Source organism: Streptomyces kronopolitis (genome assembly GCF_014646275.1).
In the GTDB taxonomy this organism is placed as follows: domain Bacteria; phylum Actinomycetota; class Actinomycetes; order Streptomycetales; family Streptomycetaceae; genus Streptomyces; species Streptomyces kronopolitis.
This window is the reverse complement of the sequence record NZ_BMND01000006.1, coordinates 126,453-151,217: the sequence shown is the minus strand read 5'-3', so window position 1 is coordinate 151,217 and position 24,765 is coordinate 126,453. Positions and strand designations below refer to the sequence as shown.

At 73.1% G+C, this 24,765-nt stretch carries 19 protein-coding genes and 1 pseudogene; 10 read left to right on the top strand and 10 right to left on the bottom strand.

The window, feature by feature from the left end:
* The first annotated feature begins 244 nt into the window (after positions 1 to 244).
* The gene (locus IEY78_RS09985; protein ID WP_189097271.1) at positions 245 to 733 is read left to right on the top strand and encodes an ATP-binding protein; all 489 of its coding nucleotides are present in this window, start codon (positions 245 to 247) and stop codon (positions 731 to 733) included.
* 80 nt (positions 734 to 813) lie between these two features.
* Here IEY78_RS09985 and IEY78_RS09980 read toward each other — a convergent pair whose 3' ends face one another.
* From IEY78_RS09980 to IEY78_RS09965, 4 genes are all read right to left on the bottom strand, one after another.
* Complete coding sequence (locus tag IEY78_RS09980; protein ID WP_189097270.1) at positions 814 to 2,283, bottom strand: GntP family permease; 1,470 nt, start codon at positions 2,281 to 2,283, stop codon at positions 814 to 816.
* Positions 2,284 to 2,445: 162 nt separating this feature from the next.
* Positions 2,446 to 2,856: a RidA family protein gene (locus tag IEY78_RS09975; protein ID WP_189097269.1), complete on the bottom strand. Its 411-nt coding sequence runs from the start codon at positions 2,854 to 2,856 to the stop codon at positions 2,446 to 2,448.
* Between the two features lie 5 nt (positions 2,857 to 2,861).
* A complete protein-coding gene (locus IEY78_RS09970; RefSeq protein WP_189097268.1) occupies positions 2,862 to 3,641 on the bottom strand; it encodes an IclR family transcriptional regulator in 780 nt (259 codons plus the stop codon).
* Positions 3,638 to 4,756, bottom strand: a complete 1,119-nt coding sequence (locus IEY78_RS09965; protein WP_229699842.1) for a sugar kinase — start codon at positions 4,754 to 4,756, stop codon at positions 3,638 to 3,640. Before IEY78_RS09965 ends, IEY78_RS09970 begins: the two co-directional genes overlap by 4 nt.
* A 258-nt stretch (positions 4,757 to 5,014) precedes the next feature.
* On the opposite strand from IEY78_RS09965, the gene IEY78_RS09960 reads away from it, so the two are divergent.
* The 4 genes from IEY78_RS09960 (at position 5,015) to IEY78_RS09945 (ending at position 9,940) form a co-directional block, all read left to right on the top strand.
* Positions 5,015 to 6,304 (top strand): amino acid deaminase, encoded by a 1,290-nt coding sequence (locus tag IEY78_RS09960; protein ID WP_189097266.1) that lies wholly within the window; start codon positions 5,015 to 5,017, stop codon positions 6,302 to 6,304.
* A 139-nt stretch (positions 6,305 to 6,443) separates the two neighbouring features.
* Positions 6,444 to 8,078, top strand: a complete 1,635-nt coding sequence (locus IEY78_RS09955; RefSeq protein WP_189097265.1) for an N-acyl-D-amino-acid deacylase family protein — start codon at positions 6,444 to 6,446, stop codon at positions 8,076 to 8,078.
* Between the two features lie 114 nt (positions 8,079 to 8,192).
* A complete protein-coding gene (locus IEY78_RS09950) occupies positions 8,193 to 9,404 on the top strand; it encodes a pyridoxal phosphate-dependent aminotransferase (RefSeq protein ID WP_189097264.1) in 1,212 nt (403 codons plus the stop codon).
* Between the two features lie 86 nt (positions 9,405 to 9,490).
* Positions 9,491 to 9,940 (top strand): SCO4983 family protein, encoded by a 450-nt coding sequence (locus tag IEY78_RS09945; RefSeq protein WP_189097263.1) that lies wholly within the window; start codon positions 9,491 to 9,493, stop codon positions 9,938 to 9,940.
* Between the two features lie 143 nt (positions 9,941 to 10,083).
* Here the strand turns inward: IEY78_RS09945 and IEY78_RS09940 are convergent, their stop codons facing one another.
* Positions 10,084 to 11,916: a phosphoenolpyruvate carboxykinase (GTP) gene (locus tag IEY78_RS09940; RefSeq protein WP_189097262.1), complete on the bottom strand. Its 1,833-nt coding sequence runs from the start codon at positions 11,914 to 11,916 to the stop codon at positions 10,084 to 10,086.
* Between the two features lie 241 nt (positions 11,917 to 12,157).
* On the opposite strand from IEY78_RS09940, the gene trhA reads away from it, so the two are divergent.
* Both trhA and IEY78_RS09930 read left to right on the top strand, forming a co-directional pair.
* A complete protein-coding gene (trhA, locus tag IEY78_RS09935) occupies positions 12,158 to 12,874 on the top strand; it encodes a PAQR family membrane homeostasis protein TrhA (protein WP_189097261.1) in 717 nt (238 codons plus the stop codon).
* Between the two features lie 314 nt (positions 12,875 to 13,188).
* Positions 13,189 to 13,815 (top strand): TetR/AcrR family transcriptional regulator, encoded by a 627-nt coding sequence (locus tag IEY78_RS09930; protein WP_373294105.1) that lies wholly within the window; start codon positions 13,189 to 13,191, stop codon positions 13,813 to 13,815.
* On the opposite strand, the pseudogene IEY78_RS09925 reads toward IEY78_RS09930, so the two are convergent.
* From IEY78_RS09925 to IEY78_RS09915, 3 genes and pseudogenes are all read right to left on the bottom strand, one after another.
* Positions 13,805 to 15,158, bottom strand: a pseudogene (locus IEY78_RS09925) (amidase). The gene IEY78_RS09930 and the pseudogene IEY78_RS09925 overlap by 11 nt on opposite strands.
* A 74-nt stretch (positions 15,159 to 15,232) precedes the next feature.
* Positions 15,233 to 16,237 carry an MDR family NADP-dependent oxidoreductase gene (locus IEY78_RS09920; RefSeq protein WP_189097259.1) on the bottom strand — a complete coding sequence of 335 codons (1,005 nt, stop codon included), beginning with the start codon at positions 16,235 to 16,237 and terminating at the stop codon, positions 15,233 to 15,235.
* Positions 16,238 to 16,335: 98 nt separating this feature from the next.
* Positions 16,336 to 18,375: a thioredoxin domain-containing protein gene (locus tag IEY78_RS09915; protein WP_189097258.1), complete on the bottom strand. Its 2,040-nt coding sequence runs from the start codon at positions 18,373 to 18,375 to the stop codon at positions 16,336 to 16,338.
* 147 nt (positions 18,376 to 18,522) lie between these two features.
* On the opposite strand from IEY78_RS09915, the gene IEY78_RS09910 reads away from it, so the two are divergent.
* Positions 18,523 to 21,804 carry a tetratricopeptide repeat protein gene (locus IEY78_RS09910; protein WP_189097257.1) on the top strand — a complete coding sequence of 1,094 codons (3,282 nt, stop codon included), beginning with the start codon at positions 18,523 to 18,525 and terminating at the stop codon, positions 21,802 to 21,804.
* 437 nt (positions 21,805 to 22,241) lie between these two features.
* Here the strand turns inward: IEY78_RS09910 and IEY78_RS09905 are convergent, their stop codons facing one another.
* Entirely contained in the window at positions 22,242 to 22,487 is a 246-nt protein-coding gene (locus tag IEY78_RS09905; protein ID WP_189097256.1) for an RAMP4 family protein, read from the bottom strand.
* A 4-nt stretch (positions 22,488 to 22,491) separates the two neighbouring features.
* Positions 22,492 to 23,364 (bottom strand): mycothiol conjugate amidase Mca, encoded by an 873-nt coding sequence (gene mca, locus IEY78_RS09900; RefSeq protein ID WP_189097255.1) that lies wholly within the window; start codon positions 23,362 to 23,364, stop codon positions 22,492 to 22,494.
* Between the two features lie 129 nt (positions 23,365 to 23,493).
* Between mca and IEY78_RS09895 the strand changes: the two genes are divergently transcribed.
* Both IEY78_RS09895 and greA read left to right on the top strand, forming a co-directional pair.
* Complete coding sequence (locus tag IEY78_RS09895; RefSeq protein ID WP_189097254.1) at positions 23,494 to 23,904, top strand: DUF4307 domain-containing protein; 411 nt, start codon at positions 23,494 to 23,496, stop codon at positions 23,902 to 23,904.
* Between the two features lie 323 nt (positions 23,905 to 24,227).
* A complete protein-coding gene (greA, locus tag IEY78_RS09890; protein WP_189097253.1) occupies positions 24,228 to 24,725 on the top strand; it encodes a transcription elongation factor GreA in 498 nt (165 codons plus the stop codon).
* Positions 24,726 to 24,765 lie beyond the last annotated feature (40 nt).

Below are 24,765 nucleotides of genomic sequence, written 5' to 3'. Positions count from 1 at the left end.
GTTGAGAAGTCTGCCGCCTGATGTGCAAGAGGCACTACCGGAGGTCAGAAATCTCCTGACCGAGTGGCAAATTTAACCCCGACTGCCCTACAGTCAGTAACGCAACACTTACGCTCGACGCAGTCGGAAGCGCATTGCGCGAGCCTGCCCGCGGCCTCCTGCCCTGGGAGAGGCGGGTCCGCGCCAGGGAGACAGGCCACCGGCTGCCGAGACCTCAACCACCCGTGAAGCACAGGGAGTTGCCATGCCCGCAGCCGTATCCGTCTGCCCGCACCCGCTCGACACCGTCACGCCCCCCGTACCGGAAAATCTGGCCTACAGCCTGACCGTCCCCGCCGCGCTGGCCAGTCCCGCCATCGCGCGTGCCGCCGCGGGCGTACTGCTCGAAGCCCACGGTCTGCGCGATGTGGCCGTCGCGGCCCTTCAGGTGGTGGGGGAACTCGCCTCCTGTGCCTGCCGGTTCACGGCGACCGAGGACGTCTACCTGTCGCTGCGCTATCGGGACGACGCGCTGCGCATCACGCTGTACGACGGGCATCCGCGCCATACCCATCGGCGGCTCGCGGCGGCCTGCGACGCCCGGCGGCGCTCCACGCTCCTGCTGCTGGCCTGCGTGGTGCGGGACTGTGAGGGCGAGTGGGGGGTCGGGGCGTCGCAGGAGTCCGGCGACGGGACACGGATGTGGGCCGTGCTGCCGCGCGACGGGGCGCGGGCGTACGGGCGCGCGGTGTGACGCCGTACGCCGAGGGGGTGTCGCCCACCACCGGGCTGCCCCTCGGCGTACGCAGGGGTGGGAGAAGTCGCCGCCCGCAGCTACACCACCAGGCTCACCGCTGCCGCGACCGCGAAGCCGGCGAGCGAGAGGACCGACTCCAGGACCGTCCAGGACTTGAGGGTGTCGCGTTCCGTGATGCCGAAGTACTTGCTGACCATCCAGAAGCCGCCGTCGTTCACATGGGACGCGAAGATCGAGCCGGCCGAGATCGCCATGATGATCAGCGCCAGCTGGGCCTGGGACATGCCCTGGTTCTCGACGAGGGGGACGACGATGCCGGCCGTGGTGACGATGGCGACGGTGGCCGAGCCCTGGGCGACGCGCAGGAGGAGGGAGAGGAGGTAGGCGAGGACGAGCACCGGGAGGCCGACGTGGTGGAAGGTGTCGGCGAGGGCGGTGGCCACGCCGCTGCCCTTGAGGACGGCGCCGAAGATACCGCCGGCGCCGACGACCAGGATGATGTTGCCGACCGGCTTGAGGGACGCGGTGGAGACCCGCTCCAGGGACGTGCGCGACCAGCCGCGGCGGATGCCCAGCAGGTAGTAGGACATCAGCAGGGCGATCGTCAGGGCCACGAAGGGGTGGCCGAAGAACTCCAGCACCGAGCGGCCGGTGGAGGGCGGCAGGGCGATGGAGGAGAAGGTCGCCAGGAGGATGAGGAGCAGCGGGGTGCCGATGATGAGCAGGACGGTGGCCAGGGAGACCGGTTCCTCGGTCGGTCCGGCGCCGGCCGCGCGCCTCTCCTGGGTGACCGCGGCCTTCGCCTCGTCCGCCGCCTCGACCATGTCCTGCGGGACGGGGACGAAGATCCGCTTGCCGATCCAGGCCGCGTAGCCCCAGGCGGCGAGCACCGCGGGCAGGCCGCAGACCAGGCCCATGAGGAGGACCCAGCCCAGGTCGACCTTGAAGAGGCCGGCGGCGGCGACCGGGCCGGGGTGCGGCGGCAGGAAGGCATGGGTCATGGACAGGCCCGCCAGCAGCGGCATGCAGATGAGCAGGATCGACTTGCCGCTCTTCTTCGCCGCCGCGTAGACGATCGGCGCGAGGACGAAGATGCCGACGTCGAAGAAGACCGGAATGCCGAAGATCAGGCCGGTCAGGCCCATGGCGAGCGGTGCGCGCCGTTCGCCGAAGAGGCGCAGCAGCCGGGCGCTGAGCACCTCGGCGCCGCCGGAGACCTCCAGGATCGCCCCCAGCATGGTGCCCAGGCCGATGATGATGGCGACATGGCCGAGGATGCCGCCCATCCCGGACTCGATCAGCGAGACGGCGTCGGACTTCTGCACCGTGCCGAAGAGTTCGGTGACGGAGAGCCCGGCGGCCAGGCCCACCGCGAGGGAGACCGTCAGCAGCGCGACGAACGGCTGCAGCCGCACCTTGATGATCAGGACGAGGAGCAGGGCGATGCCCAGGACGGCGACCGTGAGCAGGCCCGCGGTGCCGGGTATCAGGGCGAGCAGTCCGCCGGTGTGCGGCGGCGCGGGGGCGGGCGGGGCGGCGAGGAACATGGGCGACTCCGTTGTCAGGCAGGGGCCCGCGGGTCCCTGGCAGGTGTTCCAAGGCAGGGCGGTCCGCGGCACGGCGACCCGTCGCTACGGGAGGCCGTGCCGTGCGGCGAACGGTGTGCGCCGGGCGGCGCTAACGGCAGGCGGGGCAACGGAGTCGGCGCCTCAGCTCAGGACCGCGAGGGCGTCGATCTCGATGAGCAGGCCCGGCGGGAGGCCGACGTAGACGGTGGTGCGGGCGGCGGGGGCCTCCTTGAGGCCCTGCTCCTCGAAGTAGGCGTTGTAGATCTCGTTCAGCTCGGCGAAGTGCGCCACGTCGGTGAGGTAGACGCGGATCATCACCGCGTCGTCCCAGCTCGCGCCGCCCTCTTCGAGGATGGCGCGGACGTTGGCGAGGGTCTGCAGGGTCTGCTCGCGCAGGGTCGGGCCGGCCGGGGTGGGGGCCTGGCCCTCGACGGCGGGCAGGAAGCCGACCTGGCCGGCGACCTGGAGGATGTTGCCCTTCTTCACGCCGTGCGAGAACTTCGCGGGCGGGGTGGTGTGGGTGGACGGGGTGAGCGCGGTCTTCTCGGTCATGGTGGTCAGGCTTCCTGTGCGGGGTCGATGGCGGACGGGGCAGGGGCGGTTCCGGAGTACTCCCGGCTGATGGCGTCGGCGGTGCGGCGCACCAGCGGGAGCAGGGTGAGGAGTTCGTCGGCGGTGACGACGACGTTCGGCGCGGAGAGGGACATGGCGGCGACCACGTGCCCGTCCGTGCCGCGGACGGGGGCGCCGACGCAGTTGATGGACTCCTCGTGGCCGCCGAGGTCGGTGGCCCAGCCCTGGGCGCGGACGGTGGCGAGTTCGGCGAGGAAGGCCGCGGCGTCGGGCGTCGAACGGGGCGTGTAGCGCGGGTAGTCGAGCTTCTCGGCGAGGGCGCGGCGCTCGGGCGCGGGCAGGTCGGCCAGGAGCAGCTTGGCGACCGCGGCGACGGTGATCGCGACGGGCTTGCCGATCCGCGAGTACATCCGCACCGGGTAGCGGCTCTCGACCTTGTCGATGTAGAGGACCTCGCTCTCCTCCAGCACGGCGAGGTGGACGGTGTGCCCGCAGGCCTCGTTGAGGGCGACGAGATGGGGGTGGGCGATCTCCCGTACGTCGAGGTTCTCGGCGGCCTGCTGGGCGAGCGCGAAGAGCCGGGCGCCGAGGCGGTAGCGCTGGTCGGCCTGGCGGTAGACCATGCCGTGCTCGTGCAGGGTGCGCAACAGGCGCAGGGCGGTGGACTTGTGCACGCCGAGGCGGACCGAGACCTGTTCGAGGTTGGCCGGGCCCTCCGCGAGCAGCGGCAGGATGCTCAGTGCGCGGTCGACGGTCTGGCTCATGCGCGTGCCTCGCTGTCCCGGCCGCCGGCGGGGGCGTGCCCTTCGGTGCCGCCCCGGTGGCCGGTGGGCGGCGGATCCGCCGTACCTGACTCGTTCACTGTGCCCGTCCCTCCACCCGTGCGGTGCGCCCCGGCGGCCGTCCAGCCGGGGCCGAGTCGCAGTGTGCCCCAGTCGGCCGGACCCAGGGCGGCGAGGCGGTCGGCGAGGGCCCGGCCGAGCGGCGGGCCGAGATCGCCGGGGACGGTGAGCGAGGCGGCGGCCAGCAGATGGCCGTGCCGCAGGCGGGCGAAGAGCGGCAGCGCGCGCAGGGTGCCGGAGAGGAAGCCGGCGGCGAAGGCGTCACCGGCGCCGATCGGGGCGACGACCTCGACGTGCAGCGCGGGGGCGAAGGTGGTGGTGTCGGTGCCGTCGGCCCGCCGGTCGAAGGCGGTGGCGCCGGCCGCGCCGTGTTTGACGACGAGGGTGGCGGGCTCGGGCAGGGCGGCGCGCACGGCGGCGGGGCCGTGCAGCCCCCAGGCGGCCTCGGCCTCGTCCTCGCCGACGAAGACCAGGTCGCAGCCGCGGGCGAGGTCCAGGAGGAGTCCCGGGCCGCGGGCGGGGTCGCGCCACAGGTCCGCGCGGTAGTTGACGTCGAAGGAGACCAGGGGGCGGTCCGGGGTGCGGCGGGTGAGGGTGCGCAGCACGCCGAGGCAGCCGTCGGAGAGCGCCGCGGTGATGCCGCTGAGGTGCAGGATGCGGGCGGGGTGCAGCGCCGCGGGGTCGAGGAGGTCGGGCGCCATGGCGGAGGCGGCGGATCCGGCGCGGTAGTAGAGGACTTCGGCGCGGTCGGCGCCCTCGTGCTCCAGGCCGGTGGCGCGCTCGCCGGCGGTGCGGAAGTAGATGCCGGTGGGGCGCAGCGGGTCGCGCTGGACGTGGGCGGTGTCGACGCCGCAGTCGGCGACGGCGGCCAGGAGGTGGTCGCCGAAGCCGTCGGTGCCGACCCGGGAGACCCAGCGGGCGGTGTGTCCGCCGCGGGCGAGGGCGCAGGCGACGTTGGACTCGGCGCCGCCGATGGCGCGGTCGAAGGCGGGGACGCCGGCGAGCGGGCCGGGGGCGCGGGGCAGGAAGGCGACCATCGACTCGCCGAGGCAGACGACCTCGACGTCCCGGGCGGGGGCACCGGCCGGGGCGGCGGCGTTCGAGGTCCTGGTCACGATGGCTCGGCCTCCTTCGCTGGGGTGCGTGCCCGGACGGGGTGCCGCGCGGTGTCTCACGGCCGATCCGCACCGCGTTTTGTCACCATTGACCGGGCGCTGGCCCGGATGTTAGACAGCTGCCAGCGATATGCGCAATGAGCGTTGCAGAGGATGCAACACGATTCTGGAGGAGGCCGCATGTCGGGCGAACGGCTCGCGCAGGGACTGAAGGAACTCGCGGAAGAGCGGGTCGATCACCGCTTCAAGTCGCTCCCGCCGGACGCCGACGGCCGCACCGTCGGGGAACTCGCCGCCGAGCGCCGCAACCTCTTCCGCGACGGCTTCACCACCCCCGTCCTCGCCCTCTCCGCCGAGTCGGTCGAGCACAACCTGGCCCTGATGGAGACCTACGCCGAGCGGCACGACCTGGCCTTCGCCCCGCACGGCAAGACCTCCATGGCACCCCAGCTCTTCGCCCGCCAGCTGGAGCACGGCGCCTGGGGCATCACCGCCGCCGTCCCCCACCAGGTCCGGGTCTACCGCAGCTACGGCATCGACCGGATCTTCCTGGCCAACGAGGTCGTCGACGCGGTCGCGCTGCGCTGGCTCGCCGCCGAGCTCGCCGCCGACCCGGACTTCCGCTTCCTGTGCTACGTCGACTCGCTGCGCGGCATCGAGCTGATGGACACCGCGCTGCGCGAGGCCGGCGCGACCCGCCCGGTCGACGTGGTCATCGAACTCGGCGCCGGCGACGGCGCGCGCACCGGCGTGCGCACCGAGACCGAGTGCCTCGAACTCGCCGACGCGCTGGCCGGGGTGGACACCCTCCGCCTGGTCGGCGTGGCCGGCTACGAGGGCGAGGTGCCGGACGCCACCACCGAGCGGGTCACCGCCTGGATGCGCCGGCTGGTCGCGCTGGCCGAACGGCTGGACGCCGCGGGCCGGTTCGCCGACCTCGACCGGATCGTCATCAGCGCCGGCGGCAGCGCCTGGTTCGACGCGGTCGCCGACGTGTTCGCCGCCCTCCCCGCGCTGTCCGCGCCGGTCCTCAAGCTGCTGCGCTCGGGTGCGTACGTCTCGCACGACGACGGCCAGTACCGCAAGCTGACCCCCTTCAACCGGGTCCCCGAGGAGGGCGCCCTGCAGCCCGCCTTCCGCCTGTGGGCGCAGGTCGTCTCCCGCCCCACCCCGCAGCAGGCGTTCCTCAACGCGGGCAAGCGCGACGCGGCCTACGACCTCCATCTGCCGGAGGCCCAGGTCGTACGGTCCGGCCGGGACGGCACCCTGCGCCCGGCCGACGGGCTCACCGTCACCGGCCTGTCCGACCAGCACGCCTGGGTCGCCACCGAGCGCTCCGGCGATCTGGAGGTCGGCGACTGGGTCGCGCTGGGCCTGTCGCACCCCTGCACCTCCTTCGACAAGTGGCAGCTGATCGCGCTGGTCGAGGCGGACGGCACGGTCACCGACTTCATCCGGACCTTCTTCTAGCCCCTCGGGCGGGCTTCAACCCGCCCGACGGGCCCCGGCGGTGCGTGCCGACCCCCGCGGCGCGCACCGCCGGCCTCCCCCGGCCACCCGGGTCCGGCGGGCACCCGTCCCCGGGGGCAGCGAGAAAGGCGGCCCGCCCATGGACACCGTGTTCCGCGACGTCCGCGTCCTCGACGGGTCCGGCAGCCCGTCCTACCGCGCCGACGTCGCCCTGAACGGCGGCCGGATCGCCGAGATCCACCGCGAGTCCGACGACGGGCGGCGCCCGGGCGGCGCCCGCCTGGTGGAGGGCCACGGCCTGGCCCTGGCCCCCGGCTTCATCGACATGCACGCCCACAGCGATCTGGCGCTGCTGCGCGACCCGGGGCACGAGGCGAAGGCCGCCCAGGGCGTCACCCTCGAAGTCCTCGGCCAGGACGGCCTGTCGTACGCGCCGGTCGACGACCGCACCCTGGACGAGGTCCGCGTCCAGATCACCGGCTGGAACGGCGGCGGGCCCGCGGACACCTCTGTCGACTTCGACTGGCGCACGGTCGGCGAGTACCTCGACCGCCTCGACCACGGCTTCGGCGGCGAGGGCATCGCGGTCAACGCCGCCTACCTCGTCCCGCAGGGCACGGTCCGGATGCTCGCGGTCGGCTGGGACGACCGGGCGGCCACCGCCGGTGAACTGGCCCGGATGAAGCAGCTGGTCGCCGAGGGCCTGGAACAGGGCGCGGTCGGCATGTCCTCCGGGCTGACCTACACCCCCGGCATGTACGCGGGCGACGCCGAACTGACCGAGCTGTGCCGGGTGGTGGCCGACCACGGCGGCTACTACTGCCCGCACCACCGCTCGTACGGCGCCGGGGCACTGGACGCCTACGCGGAGATGATCGCCCTGACCCGCGAGGCCGGCTGCGCGCTGCATCTCGCCCACGCCACCATGAACTTCGGCGTCAACGAGGGCCGCGCGCCCGAGCTGCTCGCGCTGCTGGACGACGCGCTGGACGCCGGCGCCGACCTCTCCCTCGACACCTACCCCTACACCCCCGGCTGCACGACGCTGGCCGCGATGCTGCCCAGCTGGGCGGGCGAGGGCGGCCCCGAGGCGGTCCTGGCCCGCCTGCGCGACGAGACGACGGCCGCCCGGATCCGCCATGCCATGGAGGTGGCGGGCGCGGACGGCTGCCACGGCGTGCCGATCTCCTGGGACACCGTCGAGATCTCCGGGGTGTGCGACCCGGCGCTGGCCGGCTACGTCGGCAAGACCGTCGCCCGCAGCGCGGCCGAGCGCGGCGAGGAGCCCTGGGCCACCGCCCGGCGGCTGCTGCTCGACGACCGGCTGGGCCCGACGATCCTTCAGCACATCGGCCACGAGGACAACGTCCGCCGCATCATGCGCCACCGGGTGCACACCGGCGGCAGCGACGGCATCCTCCAGGGCGACAAGCCGCATCCGCGCGCGTACGGCACCTTCCCCCGCTACCTCGGCACCTACGCCCGGGAGCTGGGGGTGCTGTCGCTGGAGGAGTGCGTCGCCCATCTGACGGGCCGTCCGGCCGCCCGGCTGCGGCTCCCCGACCGCGGCCTGGTCCGCGAGGGCCACCGCGCCGACCTGGTCCTCTTCGACCCCGAGACGGTCGCCGCCGGAGCCACCTTCGACGCCCCGCGCACCCCGCCCGTGGGCATCCCGCACGTCCTGATCGACGGCCGCTTCGTCATCGAGAACGGCCGCCGCACCCAGACACTGGCGGGACGCTCGGTCCGACGGACCCCACCGGTGCGAGGCTGAGGGGCGGCACCGGGCCCACCCCCTCACCGAGCGTGAGGAATCTCCCCCGCTCCGTGAGTCAACGTGGGGAAAAACACCGGGCGGCCGCCGATACGCGCCCGTAAGGTGGCGGACATGCAGGTGATCCAGTCAACGAAGCTCGCCAACGTCTGCTACGAGATCCGTGGCCCGGTGCTCGAGGAGGCCATGCGGCTGGAGGCGGCGGGTCACCGCATCCTCAAGCTCAACACCGGCAATCCGGCGGCGTTCGGCTTCGAGTGCCCGCCCGAGATCCTGGAGGACATCCTCCGCACGGTCGGCAGCGCCCACGGCTACGGCGACGCGAAGGGCCTGCTGTCCGCCCGCCGCGCGGTGATGCAGCACTACCAGACCAAGGGCGTCGAGCTGTCCGTCGACGACATCTACCTCGGCAACGGCGTCTCCGAGCTGATCCAGATGTCCATGCAGGCGCTGCTGGACGACGGCGACGAGGTACTGGTCCCGGCCCCCGACTACCCGCTGTGGACGGCCTCCGTCTCGCTCTCCGGCGGCACGGCCGTGCACTACCGCTGCGACGAGCAGGCCGACTGGATGCCCGACCTCGCCGACATCGAGCGCAAGGTCACCGACCGCACCAAGGCGATCGTCGTCATCAACCCCAACAACCCCACGGGTGCCGTCTACGACGACGAGCTGCTGCGGGGCATCGCGGAGATCGCCCGCCGGCACAACCTGATCGTCTGCGCCGACGAGATCTACGACAAGATCCTCTACGACGGCGTCACCCACACACCGTTCGCCGCTCTGGCCCCCGACCTGCTGACCCTGACCTTCAACGGACTGTCGAAGTCCTACCGGGTGGCGGGCTACCGCAGCGGCTGGATGGCCGTCTGCGGCCCGAAGGCGCACGCCGCCTCGTACATCGAGGGCCTGACGATCCTGGCCAACATGCGGCTGTGCGCCAATATGCCGGCCCAGCACGCCGTGGCCACCGCGCTCGGCGGCCGTCAGTCGATCCACGACCTGGTCCTGCCCGGCGGCCGGCTGCTGGAGCAGCGCGACACGGCGTACGACCTGCTCACGCAGATCCCGGGGGTCAGCTGCGTCAAGCCGAAGGGCGCGCTGTACGCCTTCCCCCGCCTCGATCCCAAGGTCTACAAGATCAAGGACGACCGGGAGATGGTGCTCGACCTGCTCCGCGCCGAGAAGATCATGATCGTCCACGGCACCGGCTTCAACTGGCCCGAGCCGGATCACTTCCGCCTGGTCACGCTGCCCGGCAAGGAGGAGCTGACGGACGCCGTCACCCGGATCGGCTCCTTCCTCGACGGTTACGGACAGTACTGAATCACCGCGATTTTTCTATACGGATCTCAACTTTAGACAGAGTCCAAGGTAGGATGGCCTCCTGACGCATTCCAGGAGGCCGTCCCATGTACGAACCGATCCGCACCAAGTCGGTCCACACCATGGCCGCCGCCCCGCAGATCCCGCACCGCTCCCGCGCGCAGGAGCTGGACATCCGGCTCGCCACCCAGCTGACCGCGCTGCTCACCGTCACCGATGAGCTGCACGCGCTGGCGACGCGGCCGGACGGCTCTGCGGCGGACGGCGCCGCAGCGCAGGCCGCCGCGCTGACCGCCGCCGCCGAGCGCATCGCCGAACAGGTCGCGCGGCTGAGCGGCGGCCACTATCCGCTGCGCGCCGAGCCCACCGACGGCGGCGCCGCCTCCCGGGCCGCGGCCCTCCACCAGCGCGCCCACGCCCTCGCCGAACACACCCTCGCCCTCGCCACGACCCGGAACGACACCGCGGTGGCGGCCCTGGCGGCGGAGCGGGTGGCCGCGCACGCCGCACCGCTCCCGGATCTCGCCACGGCCTGACCCGCGCCGCACGCACCGGCCGCCGCCTCACCCGACCGGCCGAAACGGGCGGCCCCGATTCCCGCCCGCTCCCGCGCACCGTACGCGCCGGGGCCCCACACCTGTGCGGTGCGGGGCCCCGGGCGGTGCGTGGTGCGCCGCGGTCAGCCGAGCCGCTGGACCAGCGCGCGGTACTCGTCCCACAGCTCCTTCGGCGTGTGGTCACCGAAGGTGTTGAGGTGCTCGGGGATCAGCGCCGCCTCCTCGCGCCAGACGTCCTTGTCGACGGTCAGCAGGAAGTCGAGGTCGGCGTCGTCGAGACCGAGGCCCTCGGTGTCCAGCGACTCCTTGGTGGGCAGCACGCCGATGGGCGTCTCGACGCCCTCGGCCTTGCCGTCCAGCCGCTCGACGATCCACTTGAGCACCCGGCCGTTCTCGCCGAAGCCCGGCCACACGAAGCGGCCCTTGTCGTCCTTGCGGAACCAGTTGACGTAGTAGATCTTCGGCAGCTTCGCCTGGCGCCCTTCCCGCGCGGCGTCACTGCCGACCTTGACCCAATGCCCCATGTAGTCGCCCATGTTGTAGCCGCAGAACGGCAGCATGGCGAACGGGTCGCGGCGCAGCTCGCCGACCTTGCCCTCGGCCGCGGCGGTCTTCTCGCTGGCGACGTTGGCGCCGAGGAAGACGCCGTGCTGCCAGGTCAGCGACTCGGTCACCAGCGGCACGGCGCTGGCGCGGCGGCCGCCGAAGAGGATGGCCGAGATCGGCACGCCCCGGGGGTCCTCCCACTCGGGCGCGATGATCGGGCACTGGCCCGCGGGCACGGTGAAGCGGGCGTTGGGGTGGGCGGCCGGGGTCCCGGACTCCGGGGTCCAGTCGTTGCCCTTCCAGTCCGTGAGGTGGGCGGGCTTCTCCTCCGTCATGCCCTCCCACCACACGTCGCCGTCGTCGGTCAGCGCGACGTTGGTGAAGACGGAGTTGCCCCACATCGTCTTCATGGCGTTGGCGTTGGTGTGCTCGCCGGTACCGGGGGCGACACCGAAGAAGCCGGCCTCGGGGTTGATCGCGTAGAGGCGGCCGTCCTCACCGAAGCGCATCCAGGCGATGTCGTCGCCGATGGTCTCGACCGTCCAGCCGGAGATCGTGGGCTCCAGCATCGCGAGGTTGGTCTTGCCGCAGGCGCTCGGGAAGGCGGCGGCGACGTACTTGGCCTCGCCCTGCGGCGGGGTGAGCTTGAGGATCAGCATGTGCTCGGCGAGCCAGCCCTCGTCGCGGGCCATGACGGAGGCGATGCGCAGCGCGTAGCACTTCTTGCCGAGCAGGGCGTTGCCGCCGTAGCCGGAGCCGTAGGACCAGATCTCGCGGTCCTCGGGGAAGTGCGAGATGTACTTGGTGGAGTTGCACGGCCACGGCACGTCGGCCTCGCCCTCGGCCAGCGGGGCGCCGAGGGTGTGCACGGCCTTGACGAAGAAGCCGTCGTCGCCGAGCTGGTCGAGCACCGGCCGGCCCATGCGCGTCATGGTGCGCATGGAGACCGCGACATAGGCGGAGTCGGTGATCTCCACGCCGATCGCGGAGAGCGGGGAGCCGAGCGGACCCATGCAGAACGGGACGACGTACATCGTCCGGCCCTTCATCGCGCCGCGGAAGATGCCCTTCTCGCCCGCGAAGATCTCCCGCATCTCGGCGGGGGCCTTCCAGTGGTTGGTCGGGCCGGCGTCCTCTTCCTTCTCGGCGCAGATGAAGGTGCGGTCCTCGACACGCGCGACGTCCGAGGGGTCGGAGGCGGCGTAGTACGAGTTGGGGCGCTTGATCGGGTCGAGCTTCTTGAACGTGCCCTTGTCGACGAGCTCCTCGCACAGCCGCTCGTACTCCGCCTCCGAGCCGTCACACCAGACGACCCGGTCGGGCTGGGTGATCGCTGCGATCTCGTCGACCCAGGCGATGAGCCGCTGGTGACCGGTCGGAAGGGTGGGAGCCGCGTTGTCGCGCGCCACGATCGCTCCTAGATGAGGGTCCTGGACGGATATCTACCCGATTCGCCGGGAACATCCGCTTCTTTTGGTTGTCTGCCCCTTGGGGGCCGCGACCCGGATGCTTCGTGACCGCTCATCCGGTGCCGACCGCACTCATTTGATCATCCGACCCCGAGCGGGTTCTGTCCAGAGGGCGCCTTGGTGACCGTCACCACTCCGGTATGAACCGGTAACTTACGGTCGCGTAGGTAGCATGACGCCCATGACTTCCGCGCCCGAAGCCGCCGACAGCCCGCCCCCCTCCGCGCCGTCCGCGGTCGCGGCCGTCGCCGCCCCGGCCGCACCCCTCAAACCGAGACTCCGCGGCTGGCTGCACGCCGGGATGTTCCCCGCCGCGCTGCTCTCCGGCATCCTCCTCACCGCCCTCGCCGACAGCCCCCGCGGCCGCCTGGCCTGCGCCATCTACACGATGACCGCCTGCCTGCTGTTCGGCGTCAGCGCCCTTTACCACCGCGGCAATTGGGGCCCGCGGGCCGACGGCGTCCTGCGCCGGCTCGACCACGCCAACATCTTCCTGATCATCGCGGGCACCTACACCCCGCTGACGATGCTGCTCATGCCGGGATCCCGCGGCGAAACGCTGCTCTGGGCGGTCTGGGCGGCCGCCCTGGCCGGCATCCTCTTCCGGGTCTTCTGGGTCGGCGCCCCCCGCTGGCTGTACACCCCCTGCTACATCGCCATGGGCTGGGCCGCCGTCTTCTTCCTGCCCGACTTCCTGCGCACCGGCGGTGTCGCCGTGCTGGTACTGGTCATCGTCGGCGGGCTGCTCTACAGCGCGGGCGGCGTGATCTACGGCATCAAGCGCCCCAACCCCTCACCCCAGTGGTTCGGCTTCCACGAGGTCTTCCACTCCCTCACCCTGGCGGCCTTCGTCGTGCACTACGTCGGGATCTCGCTGGTGGCCTACACCCACGCCTGACCGGCGGCCCCGTCCCGCGCCCGCACGCCCCGGACTCCGCAACCGGCACTCCGCACCCCTCCCCCACACCTCCCGGCCGCGACTCCGCGTCGCGGCCGCTTCCGTTCCCGCACCCGTCGCCCCCGCGGTCGCCGATCATCCGGCCACCCCTCCCCCGCAGCACTTCACTCAACGTAATCATCTACGCGCCACAGCGTGACACACCCCACTGACAACCGACAGCGCGCACCCGGCCAACCGCGAGCGCGAGCGCCGTGCCCGCACCCCCGCCACGCCGTCGTACCCGTGGTCGGCGATGGCCGACAATGCTGCTCATGGTCTCCGCACACCGCTCCGCCACCCCACCGTCCGGGACGCCGAAACCCGGGCTGCGGGAGCGGAAGAAGCTCCAGACCCGGCAGGCGATCCGGCGGGCCGCCTACCGGCTCTTCGCGGAGCGGGGCTACGACGCGACGCCGGTCGACCGGATCGCCGAGGCCGCCGAGGTCTCACCGAGCACGGTCTTCCGCTACTTCCCCACCAAGGAGGACATCGTGCTCGCCGACGGCCGGCACGGCCTGCTGGAGGCCGGGCTGCGGGCCCGGCCCGTGGACGAGCCGGTGGTCGAGTCGATGCGTCAGATCACCGTCGAGGCGCTGCGCCGGCTCACCGCACGGGAGCGCGGCGAACTCGTCCAGCGCGTCCGGCTGATCCGCGAGGTGCCCGCCGTCCGGGGCCGCACGGCGGAGAACACCGCACGGGACGCCGCGCGGCTCACCGCGGTGCTGGCGGAACGCTCCGGCCGCCCGGCCGGCGACCCGGAACTGCGGGTGATCGGCGCCGCGTTACTCGCCGCGCTCCAGGAGGCGATGCTGGCCTGGGTCGAGACCGGTCCGGAGGGCGATCCGGCGGCGCTGGTCCACCGGGCCATGGACGTCCTGGCCCGGGGCCTCACGCCGTAGGGCCGGCGCCCCGGGGCGGCACGCCCGGCGCGGCGTTCAGGACGCGCTCGATCCCGGCCGCCGCGGTCAGCAGCTCCTCGTCCGCGGCCGGCGGACCGACGAGCTGGAGGCCGAGCGGCAGCCCGTTCGCCGCACGCCCCGCGGGCAGACTGACGGCCGGCAGACCGGCGTTGCTCCAGGGCAGGCACATGATCGAGCTGCCGGTGGTGGTGAGGTCGGCGGGGGCGGGGCCGGTTGCGGACGGGGCGATCCACAGGTCGACGCCGGCCGCGGCGCGGTCCGCCGCGAGCCGTGCGCGGAAGACCTCGCGCCGCTCCCGGGCCGCCGCGTAGGCGGTGTCCCCGATCGTGTGCCCCTCCCGGATGGCCGCCGTGGTCTCGGGGCGGTAGAGGTCCCCGAAGCGGGCGAACCAGTCGGCGTGCGCCCGGGCCACCTCGTACCGGTTCATCGTGAACAGCTGCGCCACGATCTCCGCGAAGTCGGCCATCACCGGCACCTCGTGGACGGTGTACCCGGCGGCGCGCAGCAGCTCCCGCTGCGCGGTGAAGGCGGCCAGCGCCTCGTCGCCCGCGCGCTCCAAATAGGGCCCGGCCGGAACGCCCAGTACGGGGCGCGCCGTCCGCTCCGCCGGGCCCCGCTCCCGCCAGCCGTCGACCAGCGCCGACGCCGCCCAGGGCGACCCCGGCGACGTCCGTGGCGTAGCAGCCCAGGGTGTCGAAACCGGCGGCGTTGGGGATCACTCCGTCCACGGGGATCCGCCCGTAGCTCGGCTTGAAGCCGACCACTCCGCAGTAGGCGGCGGGCCGGATCATCGAGCCGACGGTCTGCGTCCCGATGGCCAGCGGCACCATCCCGGCGGCGACGGCGGCCGCCGACCCGCTGCTCGAACCGCCCGGAGTGTGCGCCGGGTTGTGCGGATTGCAGGTCGGGCCCGGCGCGGTGACGGCGAATTCGGCGGTCACCGTCTTGCCCGCGATCAGCGCACCGGCGGCGCACAGCCGGTCGACGACGGCGGCCTGCCGCCCGGCGAGCACCTCGGGCGGCAGCGCCGAACCCGCCCGGGTGGGCAGTCCGTCGGCGTGCACGATGTCCTTGACGCCCACCGGGACGCCGTACAGCGCGGGCCGGCCGCCGGCCTCGCCCGCACCGCTGTCCGCCGCCCGGCGCGCCGCCTCCAGGAGCCGCGCACGCCGTCCTTCCTCGGGCACGAAGGCCCGCACCTGCGGGTCGACGGCGTCGATCCGGTCGCACGTACGCCGCGCCGCGTCGACGGGGTCGTCCGTCCCGGACCGCAGCGCCGCGGCTTCCCGGACGAGGGAGCGATTTCCGAGCAAGGTCGTCACACCCGCAGGCTACAACCGCCCACCGACAGCGGCCGGGGATCCGCTCCCCGGCCCGCGCCCCACCGCCCGTGACCTCACAACTCCACGACCACGGCGCCCAGATGGCGCCCCTCGGTGAGCTCGCGCAGCGCCCGCGGCGCCGCGTCGATGTCCCGCAGCCGGGCGTGCGGGAAGGTGAGGGAGCCGTCCCGCAGCCCCTCGCCGAACCGCTTGTTCCACTCGGGGATCAGGTCCGGGTGCTCGTACAGGGAGATGCCGCGCAGGGTGATGCTCCGGGAGAGCAGCGAGAGGGTGTCGAGCTCCAGGGTGGTCGTGCCCCCGGCGGCGAGCTGACTGGACAGGGCGCCCACGAGGGCGACCCGCGCGCCCCGGTTGGCGACGGCGAGGGCGGCCCGGAGCTGCTCGCCGCCGACGTTGTCGAAGACCGCGTCGAGGCCCTCCGGGGCGGCCTTGCGCAGCTGCTCCTCCATGGGCTCGGCGCCGCGGATCACCACCGCGTCGTAGCCGCACTCCCCGATCAGGCGGTCCGCCTTCGCCGGCGATCCCGTACTGCCGATGACCCGGGCGGCACCGCGCAGCCGGGCGACCTGCCCCGCCAGGGAGCCCACGCCGCCCGCCGCGCCGCTGATGAACACCGTGTCCCCGGGGCGCACTTCGGCGCCGCGCACCACCCCCATCCACGCGGTGGGGCCCTGGGAGAGGTAGGCGGCCGGATCGGGCAGCACACCGGGTTCGAGGCGGTGCGCCCGGTCGGCGTCCAGCAGGGCGAACTCGCGCCAGCCGAAGTGGTGTTCCACCAGGTCACCGGGGACGAGGTCGGTCCCCGGGGCGGCCACCACCTCGCCAACCGCGGCCCCGTACAGCGGCTCGCCGATCCGGTAGGAGGGCATCGGCACCACGCTGGACTCCTCCATCAGCGTGCGCATCACGGCGGCGACACCCATCACGGTGTTGCGTACCAGCACCTGGCCGGACCCGGGATCCGGCACCGGCACCTCCACGACCTCGAAGAGGTCCTCGGTGACCGGCCCCCGGGGCCGGGCGGCCAGGCGGACTTCACGGTGTGTGCGCTGTGTCATCCCCCGAGGCTAGGACCTGACGCGCCGCGGCCGGGGGCAGAACCCGCCCCCGGCTCCGACCAGCCCGTCCGCCACGTCCCGGGCGCCCGCCACGCCGGCTACTCCGCCTGGAGACTCGCCGTCAGCTCCGCCGGGTCCGTCGTCGGCCGCGAGCAGGTGAAGTGGCGGCAGACGTACGCGGCGGGGGCGCCGTCGACCAGCGGGCGGTCCTGGAGGAGCGGCACCTCGTCCGACCCCGGGGCGCCCGTCGCCACGACCGCTCCCGGGGCGGTGCCCAGCAGCGCGGCGCGGTGCAGCGCTGCGGTGGCCGGATCGCCCTGCGGGCCGACGACCGCGACCTCGCGCGGCCCGTCCAGCGCGGCCTCGGCGACCGCGAGGCCCCAGCCGATGAAGCGCGGGGCCCGGCCGGCGAGCGCGGTGACGATGCCCAGGGCCCCTTCCGCGGCGTCCCGGTGGAGGCCGCTGCCGGTCAGCGCCGCGTACGACAGCAGGGCGCCGGCGGCCGCGGTCCACCCGGAGGGCGTCGCGTTGTCGGTCGGATCCTGGGGGCGGCGGATCAGCGCCTCGGCATCGGCCGCGGTGTCGTAGAGCGCGCCGTCCTCGGTGGTGAACTGCAGCAGCACGGTGTCCAGGAGGAGGCCCGCGAACTCCACCCACACGCCCTCCCCGGTAACCGAGGCGAGGGCGAGGAAGCCCTCAGCGACGTCGGCGTAGTCCTCCAGGACACCGGAGTTGTCGCCGGCCGTGCCGTCGCGGGAGGTGCGGTGCAGCCGGGCCCGGCCGTCCATGTGGACGCGGACGAGCAGGTCGGCGGCGTCGAGGGCGGCCTGGATCAGATCCGGGCGGTCGAAGTAGGCACCGGTCTCGGCGAGCGCGGCGATGGTCAGCCCGTTCCAGGCAGCCACGACCTTGTCGTCCCGGCCGGGGCGCGGCCGCTCTTCCCGCGCCGCGAGCAGCCGCCGCCGGACGGACGCCACCCGCTCACCGTCCACCGGATCCTCCGCGTGCGGAAGTTGCAGGACCGAGGCGCCCTCCTCGAAGGTGCCGTCCTCGGTCACCCCGTAGTGGCCGGCGGCGAACTCCGCGTCCTCCTCGCCCAGTACGGCGCGCAGCTGCGCGGGCGTCCACACGTAGTAGGCGCCTTCGGTGTGCCGCCCGGTGCCGTCGTCGCTGTCGGCGTCCAGGGCGGAGGCGAAACCGCCCTGCTCGGTGCGGAGTTCACGGACGAGGAAGTCGGCCGTCTCGACGGCGACGCGGCGCGCCTCCTCGGAGCCGGTGGACCGCCACAGGTGGGCGTAGGTCCGGCACAGCAGGGCGTTGTCGTAGAGCATCTTCTCGAAGTGCGGCACGGTCCACGTGGCATCCACCGCATAGCGCGCGAAGCCCCCGCCGAGCTGGTCGTAGATGCCGCCGCGGGCCATGGCCGCACAGGTCGCCTGCACCATCTCCAGGGCCCCCTCGGAGGCGGTGCGCGCGTGGTGGCGGAGCAGGAACTCCAGCACCATGGGCGGCGGGAACTTCGGCGCCCCGCCGAAACCACCGTGCGCCGCGTCGAATTCGCGGGTCAGCCCCATCAGCGCGGTGTGCAGCTCCTCGGCACCCGGCGGCCGCCGGTCCGCGGGCAGCGACGCGCTCAGCGACCGTCCGGCCAGATCCGCGACGATCCGCCCGGCGACCTCCCCGACCTCGTCACGCCGGTCACTCCAGGCACTGCGCACCCCGTCCAGGATCTGCCCGAACGACGGCATGCCATGGCGCGGCTCGGGCGGAAAATACGTCCCGAAGTAGAACGGCTCGGCATCCGGCGTGAGAAACACGGTCATCGGCCAGCCCCCCTGCCCCGTGGCGGCCTGCACGGCCTCCATGTAGACAGCATCGACGTCCGGCCGCTCCTCCCGGTCCACCTTGACCGCCACGAAGTGCTCATTGAGCAACGCGGCGGTCACGGGGTCCTCGAAGCTCTCGTGGGCCATCACGTGGCACCAGTGGCACGAGCTGTACCCCACGCTGAGCAGCACCGGCACGCCGCGGCGGCGGGCCTCCTCGAAGGCGGCGGTGGACCAGGGCCACCAGTCGACGGGGTTGTCGGCGTGCTGGAGCAGATATGGGGAAGTCTCTTGGGCCAGGCGGTTCGGCATGGGGTCATCCTCTCCCAAGGGGGCGCGGGGATCGGGGAGCGGAGGGAGTTTTCCACAGGCCTGCCGGAAAGTGCGCGGACGCGGAACACTGTGCGTACGGCGACGATCACCGCCGGGGACTGCAGGAATGCTGGAGGGGGAGGAAGCATGCCGGGCTCACTGGCCGTGCTGCGCGAGGACCATCGCGCGGATGCGGAAGCGCTGTTGACCAGGGCCGTCGAGGAAGAGGTGCGGCGCTCGGGCGGTCGGCTCGACGGCGCCACCCTGCTCGGCAGGGCGCGGTCGGCGCTGGAGGAACTGGCCGGCAGCGCCGCCGAGGAGTACGCCGCCTACGTCCGGGCGCTGGACGAGGCGGACGCCGGCCGGCCGTCGCTGACCGGCCGGCTCTCGCGCAAGGAGCTGGGCACCCCGGCGGTGGCGACGGCCGTGGCGGCGGTGGCGGCCGTCAGCACCGACCTCGCGTACGGCACGGGCGCGGGACCGGCGCTGGCCGTGGGCGCCTCCGTGCTGCTGGCGGGTGCGACGGCCACGGTCCTGAAGCTGACCGCGGCCCACATGCCGGCCGCGCACCGGGAGGCCGGCAGGCGCGGTCAGCCCGGTGGCCAGCAGCAGCTGCGGCTGCAGTGGCTGACGGCCCTGGAGGTGCGCGGGGTCCGGCCGTTCCTGGACCAGCAGCGGATGCTGACGGCGGCGGCCCGCGGCAGCGGCGCACCGGCCGCGGCCAAGGGCGGGCAGAGCGGTCGGGGGCCGCAGCTGCGCGGTGCGGACCGCAGCGCGGCGGCCCGGCAGCGGTCCGTACTGGAGCATTCGTTCTCCCAACTGCCCAGTGCGGACGGCCCGTTCGCCGGGCGGCGGACGGAGCTGACGCAGATCGCGCAGTGGGTGCACGCGGCCCGTGCGAGCACCGAGACCAAGCCGACGGTGGTGGTGCTGCACGGCGAGGCGGGCTCGGGCCGGACCGCGCTGGCGGTGCGGGCCGCCCATCAGCTGCGCGATCAGTTTCGTGGCGCGTGCGTGGTGGACCTGCGCAGTGACACCCCCGGCGAGGTGCCGCTGCCGACCCGGGACGCGCTGCTGCATCTGCTCAACCGGCTCGGCGCGCCGCGCGAACAGCTGCTGTTCCGCGAGCGGCCGTCCCAGGAGCAGCACGTCAAGCGGCTCACCGAGCTGTACCACCAGCATCTGACGGACCTTCCGGTGACGGTGCTGCTGGACGACGCCACGGATCCGGAGCAGGTGCGCAGCCTGGTGCCGGAGCGGTCCGACAGCCTGGTGCTGGTCACCTCCCGCACTCCCCTGAAGCTGCCCGGGGATCTCCGGGCGTGGGTGCACCAGTTGCCGGTGGGGGCATTGGACGCGGCCGGCACCGAGGAGTTGCTGCGCGCCGCTGCCGCGGCCGGGGGCGAGGCTCCGGACGAGGCGGGCCCCTACGACGCACGGGCCGTCGACGAGATCGGCCGGCTGTGCGCCGGCCTGCCGCTGGCGCTGCGGGTGGCGGGCTCCGCGCTCGGCCCGCGCACGGCCACCACACTGGCCGAGGACCTGGCGGCGTACGGTCCGGTGCCGCCGGTGGAGCGCGCGCTGTCGCTGCGCTACTTCGATCAGCCCGAGGCGGCCCGGCGGCTGCTGCGCCGGCTGGCTCTGGTGGGCCGGGCGAGCCTGGGGACGGCGGCCGCGGCGGCCCTGCTGGGGGTGGCGAACGCGGAGGCGGAGCGGCAGCTGACGACGCTGGTCCGGGCGGGGCTGATCGAGCATGTCCGCGGTGAGCGCTACCGCCTGCATGCCCTGGTGCACAGCTTCGCGCACGCCCGGCTGGAGGACGAGGAGGACGCCCAGGAGCGCGGCGCCGCCCAGGAGCGCCTGATCCGCGGCTATGCGGAGCTGGCGGACTCGGTCATCCGGCTGGTCGACGGCCGCACCTCCACCCGCGCCGACCGCTTCGGCTCCCACGGCTTCACGTCGCTGGACGCGGCCCTCCAGTGGCTGGACGACGAGTCCAGCTTCATCACCGCCGCGCTGCGCCATGCCGACCAGGGCGTGGACCAGGCGGCGGTGTCGCATCTGCTGGGGGCGCTGGCCGACTACTGCCTGCTGCGCGGCGACCTCTACCGCCTGGGCGAGCTGAGCGAGCTGACCCGGGCGGTCGGCCAGGGGCTGCTGTCCCGCTCGGTGCAGTGGCGGACGGGCATCGCGGCCCGGCAGCTCGGCGAGCTGGACAAGGCGCGTACGACCCTGTCGTCGGTGGTGGACCTCTACTTCGAGGCGCAGCATCCGGTGGGCGCGGCCCGTGCGCTGCGCGATCTGGGCATCACGCTCCAGCAGCAGGGCAGTCTCGCCGAGGCCTCGGCGAAGCTGCGGGAGGCGCTGGAGCTGCAGGCGGGCCCGGACATGCACGGCGACCGGGCCTGGACGCTGCACGCCCTGGCGGCGGTGGAGCGGGACCGGGCGCAGCTCGACGGGGCCCACGCCATGCTGCACGAGGCGCTGGAGCTGCACGAGGAGAGCGAGAGCGTGCACGGCCAGGCGTGGGCGCACTTCCAGCTCGGCCAGGTGTATCTGCGGATGGGCGAGGTGCCGGCGGCGGAGCGCTCCTTGCAGGCGGCGATGGAGCTCTACGGGCGGACGCACGACGAGCGCGGTGAGGCCTGGGCGATGACCCAGCTGGCCCGTGCCCGGCTGGTGGACGGTGATCCGGGCCCGGCCGTCGACCAGCTGCGGCAGGCGCTGCCGCTCCACCACCAGCACGAGGACGCCCGCGGCGAGGCCTGGACCATGTACTACCTCGGTCAGGCCCTGGAGGAGCGCGGCGAGCACGATGCGGCGCTGCGCCAGCTGGAGCGGTCCCGGACGATGTTCAGCCGGATGCAGGACGCCTACGGTCTGGCCTGCGCCCGGCACCATTCCGGCCGGGTCACCCGTGATCTGCGGGCCGAGCAGACCGGGTCGCTGCGCAACAGCGGCTTCGCCCGGCAGCTGCTGCAGGACGCCCGCAAGGACTTCCAGCGGATAGGAGTGCCGCACGGGGAGGCCTGGTCCTGCCTGGAGCTGCTGATCATCGATGCCGGCAACGGCCGGGCGGCGCAGGCGCTGGAGCTGGCCGACGAGGCGGCCGGCCTGTTCGCGGGCTACGGCGACCGGCGCGGCGAGGACTGGGCCCGGTTCCTGCGCTGCACCCTGCTGCCGCTCGCCTCTCCGGGCGGTTCGGTGGTGGGGGCCGCGGTGGCGCAGGAGGAGCTGGCACAGCTGGTGCGGGAGAAGCACCCGGCCCGCGATCCCCGGCTGGAGGACTGCGCGGAGACGTTCGGGCTGCTGCTGGAGCGCGGGGTGGAACCGGAATCGGGGTGGCAGGCATGGCGGCTCGGCATGGTGCCCCACCGCCCGGCACGCGAGGTCATGGGAGTGACCGTCACACGGACCGACGGGGCATGACAGCGGGGCCGGGCTTCTTGCTCGGCCTCGGGCGCAGCACGCTGCTCCTGGCCCACCGTGCGGTCACAGGCCACGGCGAGCCGTCCCGGGCCCACCATGCGGTCCTCGGGCCCACCGCGCCCTCCCCGGACCCGCCGGGCGGGCCCGGCTCGCCGGCCGCTCGGGTCGGCGAGCCGCCGGGCCGGTCAGCCGGCCGTGTCCATCGGCCGACCGTCGACCGCCACCCGGTCTTCAAGAACCACCCGGTCTTCAAGGACCGGCTGGTCTTCGCGGACCGGCGGTCTTCGCGAACCACCCGGCCTTCGCGCACCGACCGGCCCCGGAGGCCCTGCGGCCCCGGTACGCCCGGCGGTCCGGTGCGCCCGGCGGTCCGGTGCGCCCGGCGGTCCGGTGCGCCCGGCGGCCCGGACCCCGGAGCGGCTCGGTGCTGTGCCGCCTCAGCCGGTCTTCGGCTCGGGGCCCGCGGCGGAGGCCGTTCCGCCGGCCTCGCTGCCCTGGGGCTGCTCCTCGAAGTCCACCTTCTTCATGTGCTTGTTCATCGATTTCATCAGCAGCCATACGGCGCCGCCGATGACCGCGAAGACGATGAAGCCGAGGACGCCGGGGGTCACCTTGTCCTTGTCGAACGTGTCGGCAAGGGTGACGAAGTGCGTCAGGGCGAGGGTGCTGGTCGCGCTCATCATGGGCTCAATTGTTGCGGATGCCCGCGAAGAGGTCGTCCTCGGGGAGGGAAGTGTCCACGAGCGACTTCGCGAGCTCGTACTCCTCCGTCGGCCAGACCTCGCGCTGGAGGTCCATCGGCACCCGGAACCATCCGCCGTCGGGGTCGATCTGGGTGGCGTGCGCGATCAGCGCCTTGTCCCGGATCTCGAAGAACTCGTCGCACGGGACATAGGTGGTCAGCGTGCGCTCGCGCCGCTCGAACTGCTTCCAGCGCTCCAGCCACTCGCCGTACGGGGACTCCATGCCGCGCTCCAGCAGCGCCTCGTGCAGCGCGATGGTGCGGGGCTTGTTGAAGCCCTGGTTGTAGTAGAGCTTCTGCGGCTGCCAGGGCTCGCCCGCGTCCGGGTAGCGCTCCGGGTCACCGGCCGCCTCGAAGGCCACCATCGTGATCTTGTGGGTCATGATGTGGTCCGGGTGCGGATAGCCGCCGTTCTCGTCGTACGTCGTGATGACGTGCGGCTTGAAGGTGCGGATCAGCCGGACCAGGGGCTCCGCGGCCGTCTCGACGGACTGCAGCGCGAAGCAGCCGTCGGGCAGCGCCGGCAGCGGGTCGCCCTCGGGCAGCCCGGAGTCGACGAAGCCGAGCCACTCCTGCTTGACGCCCAGGATCTCCCGGGCCTCGTCCATCTCCTTCTTCCGCACCTCGTGGATGTTCTCCTCGATGTACGGATCGCCCTGGAGCTTGGGGTTGAGGATGGAGCCTCGCTCACCGCCCGTGCAGGTGGCGACCAGCACGTCCACCCCCTCGGACACGTACTTGGCCATGGTGGCCGCACCCTTGCTCGACTCGTCGTCGGGGTGGGCGTGGACCGCCATCAATCGCAACTGCTCAGTCAAGACTCGATCCTCAGTGAAGAGCTGGAGAAGATGCCTCCTATAGTGACCGAAGCGGGGGGCGCTGTATTCCCTGGGGCGGGGACCCCCCGGGGGTTATTGGTTCCGGTCCCCCGACCAGGAGAATTGATCATGACCGCGGTGCGTGAAGGGCTCCCCGAAGGACGCTACGGCCGCTCCGCGGACGCGCGCGCGGACCGAAAGCTCAAGATCATCGGCAGTGTGCTCGGCGTCGCCCTGCTGGGCGTGATCGGCTGGTGCGGCGTCTCGTACATCTCCGGCCAGGAGCTGAGCGGCCGGGTGATCGCCTGGGACGCGGTCTCCGATCACGCCGTGAAGGTGCATCTGGAGGTCGTCAAGGACGCGGCCGACAAGGGCGTGTGCACCCTGCGCTCGCAGGCCGAGGACGGCACCGAGGTCGGCCGCAAGGACGTCACCGTCGACCAGCGCACGGGCCAGGTGGACACCGAGGTCACGCTGCGGACGACGAAGCGGGCGACCAACGCCGTGCTCGTCGGCTGCACGCCCGCCGGCAAGGGCTGAGCCCGGCCCGACGGCGCCCGGCCCACCGGCACCCGACCACCGCCCCCGCCCGACGACGCCCGCCCCACCCGGCACCCGGCCACCGGCCCCGCCGCCCTCCCGCACCCCCCGGCCGACCCACCGGCCACCCGGCCCGCTCCCACCGGCAGGGCGTGTCGGAACCGGCCCTGAGCAGGGATGATGTGTTCCTGTGCGGCCACTGTGAAATTCCTCTTCCCCGTTTTGTGCCGGAATTGTTAGGCTCGTGGTTTCGCCCACCCGTGAAGGCGCAAACCTTCCTGGTAGGGCGTTTGATTTATCCCCAGTACCGACGAGGAGCACCTGTGACCCAGACCAGCGAGAACGTCACCTGGCTTACCCAGGAGGCGTATGACCAGCTCAAGGCCGAGCTGGAGCACCTGTCTGGTCCCGCACGCGCCGAGATCACCGAGAAGATCGCGGCGGCCCGCGAGGAAGGTGACCTGAAGGAGAACGCCGGGTACCACGCGGCGAAGGAGGAGCAGGGCAAGCAGGAGCTCCGCGTCCGCCAGCTCACGCAGCTGCTGCAGACCGCGAAGGTCGGCGAGGCCCCCGCCGCGACCGGCGTCGTCGCTCCCGGCATGGTCGTCACCATCGCGTTCGACGGGGACCCGGACGACACCCTGACCTTCCTGCTGGCCTCCCGGGAATACGCGAGCTCGGACATCGAGACCTACTCCCCCCAGTCGCCGCTGGGCACCGGCGTGCACGGCAAGAAGGTCGGCGCCGAGGCGGAGTACGAGCTTCCCAACGGCAAGAAGGCGGCCGTGAAGATCCTCGACGCCAAGCCGTACACCGGCTGAGGCGCGAGCGCCCCACAGACACGGGAAGCGGCCCGGAGCG

What these genes read in the sequence shown, in the direction of transcription:
- IEY78_RS09985 (WP_189097271.1), top strand. Translation starts at nt 245, where the DNA reads ATGCCCGCAGCCGTATCCGTCTGCCCGCACCCGCTCGACACCGTCACG.
- IEY78_RS09980 (WP_189097270.1), bottom strand. Translation starts at nt 2,283, where the DNA reads ATGTTCCTCGCCGCCCCGCCCGCCCCCGCGCCGCCGCACACCGGCGGA.
- IEY78_RS09975 (WP_189097269.1), bottom strand. Translation starts at nt 2,856, where the DNA reads ATGACCGAGAAGACCGCGCTCACCCCGTCCACCCACACCACCCCGCCC.
- IEY78_RS09970 (WP_189097268.1), bottom strand. Translation starts at nt 3,641, where the DNA reads ATGAGCCAGACCGTCGACCGCGCACTGAGCATCCTGCCGCTGCTCGCG.
- IEY78_RS09965 (WP_229699842.1), bottom strand. Translation starts at nt 4,756, where the DNA reads ATGGTCGCCTTCCTGCCCCGCGCCCCCGGCCCGCTCGCCGGCGTCCCC.
- IEY78_RS09960 (WP_189097266.1), top strand. Translation starts at nt 5,015, where the DNA reads ATGTCGGGCGAACGGCTCGCGCAGGGACTGAAGGAACTCGCGGAAGAG.
- IEY78_RS09955 (WP_189097265.1), top strand. Translation starts at nt 6,444, where the DNA reads ATGGACACCGTGTTCCGCGACGTCCGCGTCCTCGACGGGTCCGGCAGC.
- IEY78_RS09950 (WP_189097264.1), top strand. Translation starts at nt 8,193, where the DNA reads ATGCAGGTGATCCAGTCAACGAAGCTCGCCAACGTCTGCTACGAGATC.
- IEY78_RS09945 (WP_189097263.1), top strand. Translation starts at nt 9,491, where the DNA reads ATGTACGAACCGATCCGCACCAAGTCGGTCCACACCATGGCCGCCGCC.
- trhA (WP_189097261.1), top strand. Translation starts at nt 12,158, where the DNA reads ATGACTTCCGCGCCCGAAGCCGCCGACAGCCCGCCCCCCTCCGCGCCG.
- IEY78_RS09930 (WP_373294105.1), top strand. Translation starts at nt 13,189, where the DNA reads ATGGTCTCCGCACACCGCTCCGCCACCCCACCGTCCGGGACGCCGAAA.
- IEY78_RS09920 (WP_189097259.1), bottom strand. Translation starts at nt 16,237, where the DNA reads ATGACACAGCGCACACACCGTGAAGTCCGCCTGGCCGCCCGGCCCCGG.
- IEY78_RS09915 (WP_189097258.1), bottom strand. Translation starts at nt 18,375, where the DNA reads ATGCCGAACCGCCTGGCCCAAGAGACTTCCCCATATCTGCTCCAGCAC.
- IEY78_RS09910 (WP_189097257.1), top strand. Translation starts at nt 18,523, where the DNA reads ATGCCGGGCTCACTGGCCGTGCTGCGCGAGGACCATCGCGCGGATGCG.
- IEY78_RS09905 (WP_189097256.1), bottom strand. Translation starts at nt 22,487, where the DNA reads ATGATGAGCGCGACCAGCACCCTCGCCCTGACGCACTTCGTCACCCTT.
- IEY78_RS09895 (WP_189097254.1), top strand. Translation starts at nt 23,494, where the DNA reads ATGACCGCGGTGCGTGAAGGGCTCCCCGAAGGACGCTACGGCCGCTCC.